General features: G+C 40.3%; 19 protein-coding genes, 1 other RNA gene, 1 riboswitch and 1 other annotated feature (1 of these 22 cut by a window edge). Of the genes, 3 read left to right on the forward strand and 17 right to left on the reverse strand.

All coding sequences use genetic code 11. The features are described 5' to 3' along the window. Nucleotides 1–277: 277 nt before the first annotated feature. The 14 genes from AB3Y88_RS03160 to AB3Y88_RS03225 form a co-directional block, all read right to left on the reverse strand. A complete protein-coding gene (locus AB3Y88_RS03160) occupies nt 278–802 on the reverse strand; it encodes a folate family ECF transporter S component (protein WP_054757251.1) in 525 nt (174 codons plus the stop codon). A 34-nt stretch (nt 803–836) separates the two neighbouring features. After that, nucleotides 837–932: riboswitch (THF riboswitch) on the reverse strand. A 104-nt stretch (nt 933–1036) separates the two neighbouring features. Continuing rightward, nucleotides 1037–1786, reverse strand: a complete 750-nt coding sequence (locus AB3Y88_RS03165; RefSeq protein ID WP_228887831.1) for an acyl-[acyl-carrier-protein] thioesterase — start codon at nt 1784–1786, stop codon at nt 1037–1039. Beyond that, complete coding sequence (rsmI, locus tag AB3Y88_RS03170) at nt 1779–2687, reverse strand: 16S rRNA (cytidine(1402)-2'-O)-methyltransferase (protein WP_056959658.1); 909 nt, start codon at nt 2685–2687, stop codon at nt 1779–1781. The genes AB3Y88_RS03165 and rsmI overlap by 8 nt, the downstream gene beginning before the upstream one ends. Continuing rightward, nucleotides 2687–3028 (reverse strand): DNA replication initiation control protein YabA, encoded by a 342-nt coding sequence (locus AB3Y88_RS03175; RefSeq protein ID WP_056959660.1) that lies wholly within the window; start codon nt 3026–3028, stop codon nt 2687–2689. Before AB3Y88_RS03175 ends, rsmI begins: the two co-directional genes overlap by 1 nt. 21 nt (nt 3029–3049) lie before the next feature. Beyond that, nucleotides 3050–4045 (reverse strand): DNA polymerase III subunit delta', encoded by a 996-nt coding sequence (gene holB / locus AB3Y88_RS03180; RefSeq protein WP_228887832.1) that lies wholly within the window; start codon nt 4043–4045, stop codon nt 3050–3052. Between the two features lie 10 nt (nt 4046–4055). Then, on the reverse strand, nt 4056–4385 hold the full coding sequence (locus tag AB3Y88_RS03185; RefSeq protein WP_054757243.1) for a cyclic-di-AMP receptor: 330 nt from the start codon (nt 4383–4385) through the stop codon (nt 4056–4058). A 26-nt stretch (nt 4386–4411) separates the two neighbouring features. Continuing rightward, nucleotides 4412–5050 carry a dTMP kinase gene (gene tmk, locus AB3Y88_RS03190; protein ID WP_228887833.1) on the reverse strand — a complete coding sequence of 213 codons (639 nt, stop codon included), beginning with the start codon at nt 5048–5050 and terminating at the stop codon, nt 4412–4414. A 134-nt stretch (nt 5051–5184) separates the two neighbouring features. Continuing rightward, nucleotides 5185–5424, reverse strand: coding sequence for a YaaL family protein (locus AB3Y88_RS03195; protein ID WP_056959667.1), 240 nt, complete (start codon nt 5422–5424; stop codon nt 5185–5187). Between the two features lie 23 nt (nt 5425–5447). Continuing rightward, complete coding sequence (gene recR / locus AB3Y88_RS03200; RefSeq protein ID WP_056959728.1) at nt 5448–6047, reverse strand: recombination mediator RecR; 600 nt, start codon at nt 6045–6047, stop codon at nt 5448–5450. 33 nt (nt 6048–6080) lie between these two features. Then, nucleotides 6081–6395 carry a YbaB/EbfC family nucleoid-associated protein gene (locus tag AB3Y88_RS03205; RefSeq protein WP_054757239.1) on the reverse strand — a complete coding sequence of 105 codons (315 nt, stop codon included), beginning with the start codon at nt 6393–6395 and terminating at the stop codon, nt 6081–6083. Nucleotides 6396–6416: 21 nt separating this feature from the next. Then, nucleotides 6417–8144, reverse strand: coding sequence for a DNA polymerase III subunit gamma/tau (gene dnaX, locus AB3Y88_RS03210; RefSeq protein ID WP_228887853.1), 1728 nt, complete (start codon nt 8142–8144; stop codon nt 6417–6419). A gap of 73 nt (nt 8145–8217) precedes the next feature. Further along, nucleotides 8218–8304: signal recognition particle sRNA small type (ffs, locus tag AB3Y88_RS03215), an RNA gene on the reverse strand. A gap of 41 nt (nt 8305–8345) precedes the next feature. Then, entirely contained in the window at nt 8346–8837 is a 492-nt protein-coding gene (gene tadA, locus AB3Y88_RS03220; protein ID WP_228887834.1) for a tRNA adenosine(34) deaminase TadA, read from the reverse strand. Nucleotides 8838–8858: 21 nt separating this feature from the next. Then, nucleotides 8859–9461 (reverse strand): class I SAM-dependent methyltransferase, encoded by a 603-nt coding sequence (locus AB3Y88_RS03225; RefSeq protein ID WP_056959669.1) that lies wholly within the window; start codon nt 9459–9461, stop codon nt 8859–8861. Between the two features lie 195 nt (nt 9462–9656). On the opposite strand from AB3Y88_RS03225, the gene nrdH reads away from it, so the two are divergent. From nrdH to nrdF, 3 genes are all read left to right on the forward strand, one after another. Then, nucleotides 9657–9890: a glutaredoxin-like protein NrdH gene (gene nrdH / locus AB3Y88_RS03230; RefSeq protein ID WP_054757237.1), complete on the forward strand. Its 234-nt coding sequence runs from the start codon at nt 9657–9659 to the stop codon at nt 9888–9890. A 254-nt stretch (nt 9891–10144) separates the two neighbouring features. Beyond that, the gene (gene nrdE / locus AB3Y88_RS03235; RefSeq protein WP_056959671.1) at nt 10145–12316 is read left to right on the forward strand and encodes a class 1b ribonucleoside-diphosphate reductase subunit alpha; all 2172 of its coding nucleotides are present in this window, start codon (nt 10145–10147) and stop codon (nt 12314–12316) included. 21 nt (nt 12317–12337) lie between these two features. Continuing rightward, the gene (nrdF, locus tag AB3Y88_RS03240) at nt 12338–13294 is read left to right on the forward strand and encodes a class 1b ribonucleoside-diphosphate reductase subunit beta (RefSeq protein ID WP_056959673.1); all 957 of its coding nucleotides are present in this window, start codon (nt 12338–12340) and stop codon (nt 13292–13294) included. A gap of 209 nt (nt 13295–13503) precedes the next feature. Here nrdF and mprF read toward each other — a convergent pair whose 3' ends face one another. The 3 genes from mprF to rplJ all read right to left on the reverse strand — a co-directional run bounded on the left by mprF (nt 13504) and on the right by rplJ (nt 17445). Continuing rightward, nucleotides 13504–16089, reverse strand: coding sequence for a bifunctional lysylphosphatidylglycerol flippase/synthetase MprF (gene mprF / locus AB3Y88_RS03245; RefSeq protein WP_228887835.1), 2586 nt, complete (start codon nt 16087–16089; stop codon nt 13504–13506). Between the two features lie 430 nt (nt 16090–16519). Next, nucleotides 16520–16888: a 50S ribosomal protein L7/L12 gene (gene rplL, locus AB3Y88_RS03250; RefSeq protein WP_054757233.1), complete on the reverse strand. Its 369-nt coding sequence runs from the start codon at nt 16886–16888 to the stop codon at nt 16520–16522. 53 nt (nt 16889–16941) lie between these two features. Next, entirely contained in the window at nt 16942–17445 is a 504-nt protein-coding gene (rplJ, locus tag AB3Y88_RS03255) for a 50S ribosomal protein L10 (RefSeq protein WP_054757231.1), read from the reverse strand. Between the two features lie 22 nt (nt 17446–17467). Then, nucleotides 17468–17563 (reverse strand) — a sequence feature (ribosomal protein L10 leader region); it runs 36 nt beyond the window's last position.

Below are 17563 nucleotides of genomic sequence, written 5' to 3' on the forward strand. Positions count from 1 at the left end.
GCTAAGTATGACCACCTTATTCAAATGAACAAGGGCGTGTGACATAAGTCGGGAAAATTTGAGTGCTAACTCGAAATTACGAACATAGCGAGTATTTCGCTATGAGTAATTCGAAGTTAGATGGAGAATTTTGACCTATGGAACACGTTTATACGGAATAAAAGAGGGGCTGTGACAAAAGTTAAATTTTGTCACAGCCCCCTTGGCTGAGTAATCTTAGTATTCAAAAAAATTGCTGCACACATTCATGTTGTGCATTAGAACCTTAACAACTCAATTAAATTCTCTTTTCCAAACTTTGTAAAGTTCTATTATGACTCACAAAGTAAAGTAACACTACTTGCAACGGGATCATAATTAACTCCTTAACAATGCGTGTCGGAAAAAGTGCCCAAAAAGAAGCATGATACAACTCCATTAACCAAAACGTATTCAAGCACGCATCAATCAACAAAACATTAATCAAAACTGCTACGATGATCCGCCATAACTGTGGTTTATGCTGATAAAAAAAGATACCGTACACAAAAGCTCCTACAAACGCAGAGATTGTAAAACCAAAGAAATAACCACCGATTCCGCCGAAGATGAGGGTACCCACAATATCAGCACACCCAGCAGCAATCCCAGCAAGTAACGGGCCAAACCACAAAGCCATAAAAAAAACGACCACGAAGGTTAAACTGACCCTCACTGACCAAATACCAAATGACAAAAACTTGGCAACCACAATATCCAATGCAATCAAAAAACCCAGCAAAGATAATTTGCGTGTTGTCAAACGTGCAACAAAACTATTCATAAGACATCTCCCTTTTGGAGTTGCCACAAAAAGATGCGGCGAATGCGGAAATAAGATCGCAGGTCTCCACTTTCGTCCAGAAGACACATTCCGTCCTTCCAGCACTTAACGCCTTATTTCCTACCCCGAATTTGCATAATTACATGCCCGTTCATTATACCACACTCCAAGGGCGGAGAAGCTTCTTTACCTAAATTTTTTATAATCACTGCTAGTGACGCTCATGCCCGCCATTCACATGCTTCTTTTTTGCCAAAGACAGCGTGCACGACAACTTTCGCCTTGAACTGTTTTGATCACATGGAAAGATTCAAGTTTGGCTTCATCAATTTCAGTCGCACTTTCGACCATTTCGCCATAATGAACTTCACGTTTATACTTGATATTCATTTTAAGCAGCTTATGCCTTAATAAGAAGTCTTCACTGAGGCCATCAATCATCCAGTCAAAGTAATGTACATTGTTAACATGCTGATTAGAGTCAATATCCATAAAGCGCACGCGATACTGTTTAGCTGGCAATTGTCTTCCTTGCGCTAAGCGCTTAGGATCTGGCATCCGCTCTACTTTTGCAGAGTACTCACAATTATAAGGATCAATCAGTTCATCTAACACACGTGCGATCTTTCTTTTCTGTTGGTCCATCAAAACAAACACACTATGCATTTTGGCTAGTCGCTCTCCTTGTTGTGATTCAATCCAGAAATCACGGTAACAAAAATAGCGGTTATAAGAATCGGCTTTTGTGAAAATTGTAATCTGTTCCCCATATTTTGGCATCCGCACAATTTCAATCAGATGTTGCGTAATTACCCAGCCATATCCAAGGGCGTTGATCTTTTCTTCCGTCAACCCCAATGCAATACTCTGGTCCTGCGAAGCCAACATCAAAATATTTACAAGCATCCCGACTGTTGTCTCTTTAGTTCGATCCGTTTCATAGAATAACACTTGATGCTTTTCACTAAATACTCCTTCAGTCACGCGCTTGCCCTCCTTGTTCAGCTTCAATGTGATGAAAGCTGTTATAAACACTCTGTCTCTTCAGCCCGTTCTTCTTAGCAACCGTTTTAATTGCTTCATTAGGTTTATAGCCTTGGGTAGCAATCAATAACTCAACTTGATCAGCCAAAGGCAGGATCGACTCAGGTGAAGCGGGTTGTTGCACCTGCTGATTACCTGCAATAATCAGACAAAATTCGCCTCTGATTTGCTCACTTTCTGCCCACGCCAAGGCTTCATCTAAGGTTCCACGCAAAAATTCTTCAAATTTTTTAGTGAGTTCCCGACATAAAACAATTTGCCTTTTTCCCCCAAAAGAGGCGGCTAAAGCTTTAAGCGTCTTTTTTAACCTATGTGGTGCCTCGTAAAGAATCACTGTTTCAGTTTTTTTAGACAAAGCCTCCAATTGCGCTTCTTTTTCCTTTTTTTTCCGCGCAAGAAACCCTACAAACAAAAAAGGCTGAGGTGCAATTCCCGAAGCAATCAACGCTGTAAGTCCCGCATTTGGCCCAGGCAGCGGAATAACAGGAATTTTTTGAGCAAGACTTGCCACCACCAATTCATGCCCTGGGTCGCTAATTGAAGGCATCCCCGCATCACTAACCTGCGCGATCTTTTGTCCATCCTGTAACTTACGCAAAAGTATCGGAATTCTTTCTTGCGTGTTGTGTTCATGAAAGCTGATCTGTGGAGTCTTAATCTCAAAATGATTCAGCAGTTTTTGGGTATTTCGGGTATCTTCTGCAGCAATCAAATCCACTTCCTGCAGCACCTTAACGGCCCGGATCGTCATATCCTCTAAATTACCGATTGGTGTAGGTACTAGATAAAGTGCCCCTTTAGTTTCGGCTTGTTGAAAACTACTCATTTTTTCAAAAGCCATCAGCGTCTCTCCCCATAAATGACATCTTGACAAAAAACACACGGTTCATCGTTAATTCTGCGTGTCCCGTACATATTATCCACATTACATACGTGAAATCCTTCTTCATACAGCATCTCTAAATTTTTTTTCGATTTTGACAATTCTGCTTGCCCATTGCTTTGTTTTTGTTGTTCAAGTTCCTGCAGATGTGCACGTAAATGCTGATTCTCAGTCTCAAGCTCTGCATTTCGTTCAATTACCCGTGTCATCTCTACTTTGATCGCCTCAATACGCTCAAGCATCTTTTGAGCTTCGGCTCCCATCTGTGCAAAACCATCGTATAATTCCCGCTTGTTCAAAAAATCACCTTCATTTATCCGTTATCCGTGATAGCACCGACAAAGCTTCAGCGTCAATGCTTCAATTGTATTTTGAAAAGACACATTGATCCGCAAAAGATATAAAGTTTGTAAAAAAAACTCTGTTCCTTCAGCGACTCGCGCGCTTGAAATTCCCGCGAGCTGTTCTGCAAAACGAGTTTGATATTTTTTAAATGCACTTTCTTTTTCACCATTAGTTAATTCTAGTGAATCTTTTCCCAAAAGTAAAAGCAGGTCTAGTAAAATCTTTTCATCTTCTTTATTCGTGACCTCTGCCATCAACTTGGTTTGGACTTCCACAAAGCAACGCCAATCATTTTGCAATATATGTAAATACCATTGGCAAACACTCCCACTCAGCTTATCAAAGACCGGTGCTTGTGCGAGTTGACGCGCACGTTCTAAGCTATTGGTCAACCTTCCAAGCAAAACAGCTTTTTCCCTAGGGACATTCTCTGCTTCCAACAAAGCTGTTAGCTGCCTGGCACTTAGGGGTTGCAGTTCAAAAAGCTGACATCGTGATACAATCGTTGGCAAAAGTGCAGCCGGTTGCGTCGTTAGTAAAAACGCCACAACCTGTCCGCTTGGTTCCTCCAAAAATTTAAGCAGACTGTTTGCAGCACTGACCGTCATTTTTTCGGCATTTTCAATAATAAACACTTTTTTATTGCTTTCTACACCACTTTTGCTAAACTCGTCCTTTAAAAACCGGATTTGTTCAACCTTAATTGAAAGTCCATCAGGTGCGACATATACCACATCCGGCTGGTTTCCAGCGGCAATTCGATGACACTCAGAGCATTCAAGACACGGACGCCCCGCTGCCGCATGCTCACAATAAATCCCTTGTGCAATCCAGACAGCAAGTTCCCGTTTCCCTGCACCCTCAGGACCAGCAAAGAGATATGCATGTGCAAGTTTTTTAGTAGCAACCAATTTTGCAAAGTAATTCATCAGTCGCGGTTGCAAATTTTTTACTTTATTAGTAGCAGTCATTTAGCTCATCCTAGAATTGTTGAAATGAATCAATTGGCAAGACGAAAACAGTTGCTCCGCCAACTTGAACTTCTACCGGATAAGCTGCTGATGAATCCATCGAAGCATCCAAGTTAATTGGAGGTGTCATGAATTGCTTCCGTGTACGCGAAGTTTCCTTAATTAACTCCAGCACATCGTGGACCCGTTCGTCCTCAATCCCAATCATAAAAGTCGTATTCCCTGATTTTAAAAACCCACCTGTCGTCGACAACTTTGTGGCGCGAATATTTTCTTCAATAAATTGATTGCTAAGACGGTTACTATCTTTGTCCTGCACAATTGCAATGATCATTTTCATCTTGTTTCCCTCCATTTTTAACAAAATTAATCAAACAAACCTGGCAGCGCCTTATTGAGTTGCTGCAAAGCTGCACTCACAACATTCTTAAACGGCTGACTTGCATCAATTGTAACGATTCTTTTTTCGGCCTTTGCCATTCGCAAATATGCCGCATGTACAGTTTCATGAAAAGTTAATGATTCTTTATCTAAACGATTAACTTCATTGCTGCGAAAACGTGCGATTCTTTTTAACCCAATCTCAGGCGAAACATCGAAGTAAAGCGTTAACTCCGGTAATAATCCATTAGTTGCAAACTCATTCATGTGTGCTACCGCAGCTTCACCCAATCCGCGACCAGCACCTTGATAAACAATTGAACTGTCCACATAACGATCACAAAGAACAAGCTTATCAGCCTTAAGTGCAGGAAGGACCGTTTCGACAAGATGCTGTCTCCGCGCGGCAGCATAAAGTAATGCTTCTGTCCGTGCATCCATTTCTCCCAGCTGTTTGTCTAAAATAATTCCTCTGATCTTTTCTGCGATGCGATTACCGCCTGGCTCACGTGTTAGGAGATACTCAATAGTTCCTTTTTGTGTAAGTCTGGCTGCAATTTCTTTCAATACACTTGTTTTCCCTGACCCATCTGGACCTTCAAAAGTTATAAACTTTCCCGCCACTTAAATAACCTCTTTCACCTGTACTCTTTTATTCTACTTTACTAGTGTTCCAGTGTCTAACAATAAAAAAACAGGACAGATCAAAATGTTGCTTGCCATGATCGGTCCTTGCTGAATGATTACACTGAAAAATTTCAGTGCTCAATTATTGAAGATTGCAGATGACCTCTGACTCTTCGCCTGCGGGCCTCCATGTACAAAAAAGTGTACTTTGCTTCCGCCAATTTAGTCTGTGCGCTCAATTCATTATCCTCTTCACGTACAGCCACTTGTGTTTGCTTGGCATGCTCCCATTCAGCAGCTGCAATATCAATTGCACTCAACAATTTCTCGTCGAAAATTACTTTGAGCCTTTTCTTTTTCTTGCCAAACACACAATCACTCCTCTTTAGTGAGTTCAGATTTCTTGCCGACCTTCGATTGCTTTAAAGAGAGTCATCTCGTCAGCGTATTCAATGTCGCTTCCAACAGCTAATCCGTGAGCCAAGCGGGTCACTTTAATAGCTGCTGGCTTGATTAAGCGTGAAATATACATTGCAGTTGCCTCACCTTCAGGCGTAGCATTGGTTGCAATAATGACTTCGTTGATTTCAGAATTATGCTGCAAGCGACGTAGCAAACTGGCAATGTTAATATCCTCAGGACCTTTCCCCTCCATTGGTGAAAGGACTCCATGAAGCACGTGGTAAAGGCCATGGTACTCGCGCATTCTTTCCAGTGACATTACATCTTTAGGTTGTTCAACCACAATAATTTTAGCTTGGTCTCGAGCTTTATCAGCACAAATCACGCAAGGATCGCTTTCAGTAATGTTTCCGCAAATACTGCAATAACGCAAATCACGCTTTGCTGCTAAAAGAGCTTTGGAAAAACCAACAACGTCTTCTTGTTGCATATCAATTGTGAAAAAAGCTAAACGTGTTGCTGTCTTTTCTCCAATTCCTGGTAATTTCATATAACTGTCGATCAACTTGGCGATCGGTTCTGGATACTGCATCATGACATCCCTCTCGTAAGTTCTAAACTAGAGCTAAAATCCAGGAATATTTTGGGTATACTTGCCCATTTTTTTGTGGGTTTCTTGCTCAATTTGTGTGATCGCGTCGTTGACGGCCATAATCACTAAATCCTGCAACATGTCAATGTCATCTGGATCGACCGCCTCTGGTTTAATTTGAATATCAGTCATTTCTTTTTTCCCAGTAAATTTAACCACAACCGCCTCATCAGCCGCTTTACCTATAAATTCTTGGCTTTCTAGTTCTTCTTGATCCTTCTTCATGTTCTTTTGCATCTTTTGCATTTGTTTCATCATACCTTGCATATTTCCCATTCCACGCATCATATTATCAAGATCCTTTCTTAGTTAATCCTCTTTAACATCTACAATTTTAGTCACATTTTCACCAAAGATATGAACAGCTTGTTTAACAAGCTGTTCATCCTGATTTTTTTCAGCCTGTTTTTGTTCTTGTGCCTGATCCTTTTCAAGTTCAGTCCCATGCTCACGTAAAAATTGTTTCCGGATTTCAGGCCAGCGTTCATTAGGGATAAAGACTAATTCATACTGACTGCCTGCTAATTTTTCCAAATCAGCTGCAAGTTCGTCTTTTAGCTCTGCATCCTGACTGGCTTTTTCACAAAGAAAATCATAGCGAAAACTAATAATTACCCCAGCTGAGCTTGCCGCGACTGGCTGACTGACATTCATAATTGCTCGTTGTGTTACTGAAAGCATGCTCATCAAGTCCACCCATACATCTTTTAATTGTATCAAATTATCGCGTGTTGCAGTGCTTAAAATTGGATAAATTTTCTTTAGGTTAATTACCATTTTCCCTTTAGAAGCAGCGGTCGCCTTTTTTTTATGTGCCAACGGCTGTTGAGCAGACCCTGCCTGCCCTTTGTTTTGCTGCAATTCGTCAACTGTCCGGCGTAAGTCTTTGATTTCTTTCTTTAAAGTACTTAATTCACCGTTCGCTGCTTGTGGAATAGCAGGCTTTTCTTTACTCTTTTGTTGTGCCAATTTAACTGTCAAAACTTCTAGACAAATATCGGTATGGCTGGTTAAACGCATTGTCTGCTGTTCTTTGTTCAAAATATCGATTGCAGCGTACAATTCTGCCGGTGTCAGTTCAACAGCAAGCTTTTTCAAGTTCTCATTGACTTTCCCTAGGCCTTCTTTTTCAAGAATTTCAGGAGCCGTCTGATACATTAGCAAATCACGACAATATTTAATTGTCGCCTCCACTAACCGGTTAGCGTCGGTCCCTTCTTCCAATAAAACATGCAGCTTATCGAGCGCCTTTGCAGGTTGATGTGTAAATACCAGCTCTAAGTACTGATAAAGTTTCTCTTGCGTAATACTCCCAGTCACCAACAATGCATTTTTCAACGTGACAGTATCGTCTCCAAAGGAAAGAACTTGATCCAAAATACTGAGTGCATCCCGCATTCCTCCGGCAGCTGCTTGTGCAATCACTTGGAGCGCATCTTCTTCATAACTGAAACTTTTATGTTCTAAGATGTATTTCATTCTGGCAAAAAGATCCCGGTTACTGATTCTACGAAAATCAAACCGCTGCGTGCGTGAAATAATTGTTGCTGGAATTTTATGGGGCTCTGTAGTAGCGAGAATAAAGACAACATTGGCCGGTGGCTCTTCAAGGGTTTTCAGCAGTGCATTAAATGCCCCGGTTGAAAGCATATGCACTTCATCGATAATATAAACTTTATAATCAGCTACGGTAGGCGCATATTTAACCTTATCGCGAATCTCTCGGACTTCATCTACACTATTGTTTGAAGCTGCATCAATTTCAATGACATCGTTTAGTCTGCCAGCAGTGATTGCCTGGCAGATTTCACACTGATTACAAGGTTCGCCATCTTTGCGTGCATGGCAATTAAGTGCCTTAGCAAAAATTTTGGCAGCGGATGTTTTCCCTGTACCACGAGGACCGGTAAAAAGATATGCGTGACTCGTCTGCCCAGTCACGATCGCATTTTGCAAGGTCTTCGTGATCATTTCCTGGCCCACTAAATCAGCAAAACGCTGTGGTCGCCAGACACGGTAGAGAGCTTGATATCCCATTTCAACACTTCCTTTATCTTGCCTCATTTTAAAAAAAGCTCCCGACCGCTATGATCGGGAGGTAACTTGTCATATTAACTTGAGACACATGCCGTACCAAGTTTAGTGCTGCTTCCTTCCGGACCTGACACAGTTCACAAGGACGACATTGTCCCAAGGCCTTGCGGCACTATCTATAATACATGAAATGTAATAAAAATGCTAGTCTTCACGTTTGGATTTTTTTCTTTTCTGTCGAATCTCTCTAAAAAAGCTCTTAAGCAGCGCACTGGACTCGGCTGCCAATAACCCGCGCTCTACTTTTACTTGATGATTAAACCGTTGATCTTCTAGCAAGTTCAATAAAGACCCAGCCGCACCCGCCTTAGGATCAGGTGCTCCGTAATAAGTCTCTTTAATCCGTGCATTTATGATTGCACCACTACACATTGGACATGGTTCTAAGGTTACAAAAAGTTGTGCGTCCGGTAAACGCCAACTTTTAACGGCCGCATTGGCTTCTTGTAAGGCAATCATCTCAGCATGCATTGTGACGTCTTGACTATGCTCACGTAGATTATGTCCGCGTCCAATTATTTTACCATTCGACACAATCACACACCCAATTGGAACTTCCGCAATTGCAGCTGCCTTTTGTGCTTCATAAAGTGCCTCTTGCATAAATTTTATTTTTTGTTGTGCATCTAGTTCCACAGACGGACCTCCTCCAGCATTTTACTTGGTACTTTCAAGCACAAAATATCCCTTGTCTTTGGCAACTACTCGGCAGTTGCCAAAGGTTGTTTCCATTTTTTGACGTGCTGAAGGAGCTCCTTGCTTTTTTTGAATCACAATCACCAATTTCCCGCCCTCTTTCAAATGTGCTTTTGCACCCGTCAAGATTTGGTGGACAACTTGTTTGCCTGCTCTAATAGGTGGATTTGAAAGGATCAACGCATAAGCAGTTTCAGTCACTGCAGTATAAAGATCTGATTCCCAAATATTAACATTGTCTACCTGATTAGAAGCCGCATTTTTATGTGCCAACTGTAAAGCAAGTTCATTTACATCAACCAGGTCCACTTGTCTTTGGGATTCGCTTTTAGCGACCGCTAACCCTAAGGGCCCATACCCACAGCCTACGTCCAAGATTGGGCCATCAATCAAGGTCGTTAAGGGAAGATTTTCCAAAAGAACCCGTGAACCAAAATCAACCGTTCTTTTGGAAAAAACACCATTATCGGTTACAAAATGCATTGGTTGCCCCAATAACGTAAAATCCCAGCTGCTTTCTTGATGAACTACATCTGGATTTTTGGAATAATAATAATTTGTCATTTTTCAACCTCATATCCTACTTTAAATTCCTACGCAAGCTGAAGCCTAGGCGTGTTAAGCTTGCGGTATTTCCAAAAAATACTATATATCGTATACCATTAAAAGAAGCAAATACCATATATGGTGTTTGCTTCTTGATTAATTCGTCAAATGATGTATACTAAGCATACAACATATTAACGCGAGGTGCCAACTATGAAATTATCAATTTATACAAAAAACAACTGTATCCAATGTAAGATGACAAAAAAGTTTCTAACAGAACACCATATTTCCTTTGAAGAGCATAATGTCAGCAGCGAACCACAGTACATTACTTATCTGAAAGAAAAAGGATTTCGCTCTGTTCCTGTGATCGAAAAAAATGATGCTCCAATTATCAATGGCTTTCGTCCCGATCTTTTAAAAAACTTAGTTGCTAATTTTTAAAATCGTTTGGGGTTGAGCTTTGAAAAAAGGCTGTCTTTTTCGCATAACCTCAGCTTGAAGCCTTGATTTTCTTAGCATTTAAAGCCCAGTTTAAGTTTGCTCAGCGTAGTCGACGGCGATCAAAAAACTCGCTGAGCTCTTTTTGTTTGCCCCGAAAGCCGAAAATCTTCTTTCAATCTTATTAAGCAGCTTAGCACAGCAGCACAAGAGCTCATTCATTAAGTTCTTTACAACTTAGAAAGTGGTGACAGAAATTGACACTTAAAGATATAGACAGTAACAAAGTAACCTATTATGACCTAAATAACGAGATCAATCTTCCTGTAAATGGACAAATTCCGCTCAACAAAGACAAAGAAGCACTGGCAGCGTTCCTAGCAGAAAACGTTAAACCTAATCTTAAAACTTTTCCTTCTCTCAAAGAACGTTTTAATTACTTAATCGAAAACGATTATCTTGAACGTGAGTTTATCGAAAAGTTTGATTTTCATTTTATTGAAAAACTTTACAAATTTTTGGAAGACGCACATTTTAAATTCAAGACTTTTATGGCTGCCTATAAATTTTACGCACAGTATGCGTTACGCACCAATGATAACGACTTCTATCTTGAAAGCTTCATCGATCGAGTTGCTGCCAATGCTCTTTTCTTTGCAGACGGTGATGAAAAATTAGCGCTTGCACTTGCCGATGAAATTATTCATCAGCGTTACCAACCTGCTACTCCGTCTTTCCTCAATGCTGGACGTAAACGCCGTGGAGAACTGGTTTCATGCTTCTTAATCCAAGTTACTGATGATATGAACTCGATCGGCAGAGGAATTAACTCCGCTTTGCAACTGTCCAGAATTGGCGGCGGAGTTGGCATTTCCCTCAGCAATTTGCGTGGTGCTGGAGCACCAATTAAGAACATTCAAGGAGCAGCTTCTGGAGTCGTACCCGTTATGAAATTGTTAGAAGATAGTTTCTCTTACTCTAATCAATTAGGTCAACGTCAAGGTGCTGGTGTGGCATACCTCAATATTTTCCATCCTGATGTTGTTGCTTTCTTATCAGCTAAAAAAGAAAACGCAGATGAAAAAATTCGTGTCAAAACTTTGTCACTCGGGTTAGTGGTTCCTGACAAATTTTATGAATTAGCCCGTCAAAATGAAGAAATGTATCTCTTCGATCCATGGGGTGTAGAGCGCGAATACGGGGTGCCTTTTTCCTACGTTGATATCACTGCAGAATATGATAAACTTGTCGCGAACCCCAGAATTCCTAAAAAGAAGATTAGAGCACGCGAGCTCGAAGCTGAAATCAGCAAGTTGCAGCAAGAATCAGGATATCCTTATATTCTTAATATTGACACTGCTAATCAGGAGAATCCAATTTCCGGCAAAATTATTATGAGTAACTTGTGTACAGAAATCCTACAGGTCCAACAACCTTCAATTGTCAATAATACTCAAGGCTTTGATAAATTGGGTACTGACATCAGTTGCAATTTGGGTTCTACTAACATTGTTAATTTGATGGCATCCCCTGATTTTGGGGCTTCAGTAGCAGCCATGGTACGCGCTCTAACCTATGTTACCGATCATTCAGACATTGATGTTGTTCCTTCTATCCAAAAAGGAAACAAATTAGGCCATACGATTGGGCTTGGTGCAATGGGACTACATGCTTTCTTAGCCAAGAACAAAATTCATTATGGTTCAAAAGAAGCAATTGACTTTACTAATATTTACTTTATGCTCTTAAATTACTGGACTTTAAAGGCCTCAAATCAAATCGCAGTTGAACGTCAAACAACTTTTGCAGGCTTTGAAAAGAGCAAGTACGCTGATGGTACTTATTTCAACAAATATACGACGCAAACCTTCCAGCCTCAAAGCGATAAGGTTAAACAACTTTTTGCCGGGATTTTTATTCCTACCCAGCGGGATTGGGCAGATTTGAAGGCAGCCGTGCAAAAAGATGGTCTATATCATCAAAATCGGCTCGCTGTGGCACCGAATGGCTCCATTTCGTATATCAATGACACAACTGCGAGTCTGCACCCAATCATCAATCGCATTGAGGAACGTCAGGAACGTAAAATCGGTAAAATTTATTATCCAGCTCCTTATCTTTCAAACGAAACGCTCCCTTACTATACTTCCGCGTATGACACAGATATGCGAAAAGTAATTGACACCTACGCTGCAGCACAACAGCACGTGGATCAAGGCATGAGTTTAACACTCTTTATGCGTTCAACGATTCCTGCAGGGTTATATGACTGGAAAGCAGGTCATACAGATAAAATGACGACCCGCGACTTATCAATTTTGCGGAACTATGCGCATGCAAAGGGAATCAAATCACTTTATTATGTCCGTACATTTACTGATGATCAAAATGAAGTCGGCGCAAATGAATGCGAAAGCTGTGTTATTTAATAACTAAGGAGACCCAGACAAATGAAAGATTATTATCAAGCAATCAACTGGAACAAACTGGAAGATCAAATCGATAAAGCAACTTGGGAAAAATTAACTGAACAATTTTGGCTCGATACTAGAATCCCACTTTCAAATGATCTCGCTGATTGGCGTAAATTTGCACCAGAGCATAAAAAAGTAGTTGAACGTGTCTTTGGCGGTTTGACACTGTTAGATACCGTCCAATCCGAAGATGGAATGGACTCTTTAATGAAGGATATTCGAACTCAGCATGAACGTGCTGTCTTGAATAACATTCAATTTATGGAATCTGTCCATGCCAAAAGCTACTCTTCAATCTTTTCCACTTTGAATACACCCAAGGAAATTGAAGAAATCTTCGAATGGACCCACACAAATAAATATCTGCAATACAAAGCTCAAAAAATTGATGGAATTTATCGTACGGGAACACCTTTAGAGAAAAAAGTCGCTTCGGTTTTCCTTGAGACCTTCTTATTTTATTCTGGTTTTTACACTCCTTTATATTGGTTAGGGCATAACAAGCTGGCTAATGTCGCTGAGATCATTAAGTTGATCTTACGCGACGAATCCGTTCATGGGACCTATATCGGATACAAATTCCAACTTGGCTTTCGTGAATTGAATCAAGAAGAACAAGACAAGCTTTCTGCGTGGATCTATGACCTGCTCTATGATCTTTATGCTAATGAAGAAAAGTATACTCATTATCTCTATGATGAAGTCGGCTGGGCAGATAAAGTCTTAACCTTCCTCCGTTATAACGCCAACAAAGCGTTGATGAATCTAGGATTAGACCCGCTTTTCCCAGACACAGCAGATGATGTCGACCCTGTCGTTATGAATGGCATCTCGACTACTACTTCTAATCACGACTTTTTCTCCCAGGTAGGCAATGGCTATTTATTAGGCGATGTTGAAGCAATGTCAGACGAAGACTACAATATCAAATAACTATATAACGTACTACATGTGCATTTAGGTAACAGCGTTGTCTTTTACAGTCAGTCTAAAATTAAGGGGCTGTGACAAAAGTTAAATTTTGTCACAGCCCCTCTTTATATTCCGGATAAACGTGTTCCATAAGTCAAACCCTTTATCTCTGAATTGTAAAGAACACGTACTATTATAATTTAGCGCTAACAGGCAGGGCTTTACCCTCTCTACTTAAAGAAATGAGCAATCATCAAAGCACGTTTAGACTGTCCTGTGGCAGCATGCTGATTAACTACACTTGCTAGTTGGAGCATCGTAATTAACACAGAATTACGTTTGCGATAAGCAGTATATTTTGAATGCCACTTAGTTACATACTTATTCTTATATGAACGTAAGCCCTGAAAACCATAAAAATGATATCCATACTCATAGATTAAATGTGCCGCTCGTTCTTCAATAAAGCTATACTCCGAGCGACCCACATTTGAAAGTGGCGCCATTCCCATATTAAAGTATTCATATCCATTTTCCTTGCCATACTCAAATAAGCTGATGAAAATTTTATCCATGATCCCTGACGGTGCTTCTTTAAGATGCCGCATTAAATCAATCGAGAGAATCTTTTTACTGCCTGAAGGCATCAAAGAAGCAAAGGCAACTACCTGCCCTTGGGCGTCACGAATAACTGCAATTGGTGCCTGGTTCAGGTAATATTCATCAAAGAAGCCTAACGAGAAGCCCTTTTCTTCCTGTGAATCCAACCAACTATCAGAAACCTTTTTCAACTCCTGAATCTCTTCGTGTGCAAAAGGCGGCTTGATAAGCGCAAATCGATATCCTTGGCGTTCAAATTTGTTCATTAATGCTCTTTGAGCACGTTGTTTTTTACCACTTAAGGTGAAGTCTGAGAGTTTAACGTATCCTTCTTCGCCCGTTTTGATAAAGTCAAAGCCAAGATCATGCAACGTTAATGTCATTGCACTATTAATTTCATAAAAAACTAGCTGGTATCCAGCACAGTCCGCCTTTTGCATTAAGTTAGCAATTGCAATTCGCAAAAAGCTACGATCTCCGACTGGTTCCCCCATAATGATTAGTTTATCGGCCTTTTTTCTGTACATAAAAAACAGCTTATCTTCACCTTCATGCTGAAAAAAGAAAATCCGTTTATCTCTTAAAAATGCTAAGTGGCTGGTCTCATTTCCTGCGTACTTTTCAAGGACCGCACGTACTCTTTTTTCTGGAAAACTTTTATCTTCAAAAGAGTCTCCTAAAGAAAGATAGCGATATATCAACAAAACAATGAGAGCTGCAAAAACTAGTCCTAAGAAACCCGACAACCAGACCCGTTCAGAAGGAAAGAAAAGTGCATCCGGGACTGCATGATGAATTGTATATTGTGGAGAATTAACAGCCCCAACAATTGAATACAAAACAAAGCTGCCTACAAAAAGCACACTGTCAAAGCATGCCTTGCCAAAAGAATAAGCAAAATGATTCCGATATAATTCTTTACGCGAAAGAAAAACAATCATCATAATAATAAACAAGAAAACGACCATTCCCAGTGAAAAACTACGCCACAAAGTGTTTACTATCCCGATTGCCAACACAATCAACGTTAACCAATATGCACGTTTAACCTTAGACTCGATTCCACGTGCGACCCCAATTAACAAAAAAGCAAAAACTACACTGGAAATCTGATTCAGAAAAAAGAAAGTATAGGGATACAACTTCACAATCAATGAATTGCCAAACGCAAAATTAGGAACCGTTGATTCTAGCAGCATTACAATCCCAGAAGCATATAGGAAAAGTGTCAAAATTCCGTGAGCTGTTTTACGCAAAATTGCCTCTGGAATTCCATCAAGAAATGTATTAATTTTACGTCCTGTATCATGAATAAAAAGCACAATTCCTACAATAAAGGGCAATATGTAGTAGAAAATACGGAAAAACAGGAGCCACACCACACCAGTTTCATCTAGGATACCCAGGTTAGTCAAACCGATTAACATGAAAACATCGAATGAACCTAATCCCCCAGGAACCATCGAAATTACCCCGATAATCGAAGCAATCACATATAGGATAAAAACAGCCGTATAATCGACTGAAAGGCCCATCATTGCCCCTACTAAAAGGAAGAAGCCCGCAGCTGCTCCCCACTCCAGTGTTGAACCAAGCACTAGAATAATCTCTTTTTTGAAGGAAAGATCTTTGAAAAAAGCGGAGTCCCTAAAATGGGTAAGTAAAAGCAATGCCGGAAAATAAAGCGCTCCACCAAAAAGCCAGATGCTGTATTGTTCAAATTGATCCCCAACTCCAAAGCCAAATAATGCAATCAAGGCAAATAAACAACACACTGAGAGCCCTGATAATAGAAACAGCGCTACTTTTGAAATTGCAAAGACGACCTGCTTTTTGGTCGAAGAACGATTATAGAAATTCGCACGTAAAGTGGCCCCTAAAAAGCCACCAAATCCAGCTATATTAGTAAAAGTGTTCGTAATCCAGCCGCTGCGTAAAATGTATTTACGTGAATACTTTGCAGGCAGAAAAGAAACCACTACAAAATCATATGTCAACATGGGAATAACTGCCACAAATCCTAAGACTGCCAGCAACAGCATTGCCGCAGGCGATTGTCCTGCAATGCTGCCTTTAATATTTTCCCAAGACATCCCTTTGAAAATTCTGCCCAATTCAAAGAAAATAAAAATTAAAACCGAAAGTACAAACAAAAACTTAATTGCTGCTATCTTCCTATCAACAAACATTGCCAAACTTTTTAATTTATCCTTCATAAAACCCCGCCTTAAAAACATTCATCTCTTAGCTTACACCATAACCAGTAATTGCTCTTTAAATGTGTAATCGTTGATTATAATAAGCCCTCTAAGCCCCCAATTCAAGCAGCCTCAATTTCACTTTTCGCAAACGCTCCCCAAGTTGCAGCGTCACTCGTTTTTCAAGCTACCTGTCCCTTACCAAAAAGAGTAAAAAAATCCAATTATATTGCGTTTAAGTTTAAAACAAAAGGAGAGTGTGACATAAGTCGGGAAAATTTGAGTGCTAACTCGAAATTACGAACATCGTGAGTACTTTGCGATGAGTAATTCGAAGTTAGACGGAGAATTTTGACTTATGGAACACGTTTATCCGGAATAAAAGAGGAGCTGTGACAAAATTTAACTTTTGTCACAGCCCCCTTTTTAGAAAAACTATTCCTAAAAACTATTTAAGAGTGATAACTCCACCAACAGCTTCAAGTTTTGCCTTAATATCTTCAGCTTCGTCCTTTGTTGCGCCTTCTTTAAGAATTGAAGGAACGTTATCAACTAAGCCCTTAGCATCTTTCAAACCAAGACCTGTAATCTCACGAACAGCCTTGATTGCTTTGATCTTCTGGTCGCCAGATTCTGTTAATTCAACATCGAAAGAATCTTTTTCTGCGGCAGCTTCACCAGCGCCGGCACCTGCTGCAGCAACTGGAGCAGCTGCAGAAACACCGAATTCGTCTTCGATTGCTTTAACTAATGCATTTAATTCAAGAATGCTGGCATCTTTTAAGTCAGCAATAATTTTTTCTGTATCTAAAGCCATTGTAATACCCTCCATATAAAAATGATTTTTTTGTGTGTTCGCTTTTAGAACGCTTAAGCAGCGTCACCATCTTTGCTATCAGCAACAGCCTTAACCGCATATGCAACATTGCGGACTGGAGCTTGCAAGACAGAAAGTAACATTGAAAGTAAGCCTTCGCGGTTTGGTAATTTCGAAAGTGCAGTGATTTCTTCCAAAGAAGCAACTTTGCCTTCGATCATGCCACCCTTGATTTTCAAAGAATCAATATCTTTAGCAAATTTTGCCAAGATACGTGCCGGAGCAACAACATCTTCTGTTGAAAAAGCAACTGCAGTTGGACCAGCAAATGTGTCATCTAATCCTTCATAGCCTGCTTTATCAGCAGCACGCTTCAAGTATGTGTTCTTAATAACACGTAATTCTACGCCTGCATCACGTAATTCCTTACGTAAAGCTGTAACTTCCTCAACTGTCACACCACGGTAGTCAACAACTACACACGAAACAGCTGAATTGAATTTTTCAAGAACTTCATCAACAGCAGCAGCCTTTTTTGCAACAATTTCCTTATTCATTCGATTCACCTCCCAGTCAGTGTCAGGGTTTAAAAAAACCCTATGTCCACCAAGACATAGAGAAAGTTTTAAAGTAAAATATTCACTCAAATTCCTCGCCAGGTTATATTAAGGCATC

The sequence above is a fragment of the Liquorilactobacillus satsumensis genome, from assembly GCF_964065465.1.
In the GTDB taxonomy this organism is placed as follows: Bacteria; Bacillota; Bacilli; order Lactobacillales; family Lactobacillaceae; genus Liquorilactobacillus; species Liquorilactobacillus satsumensis.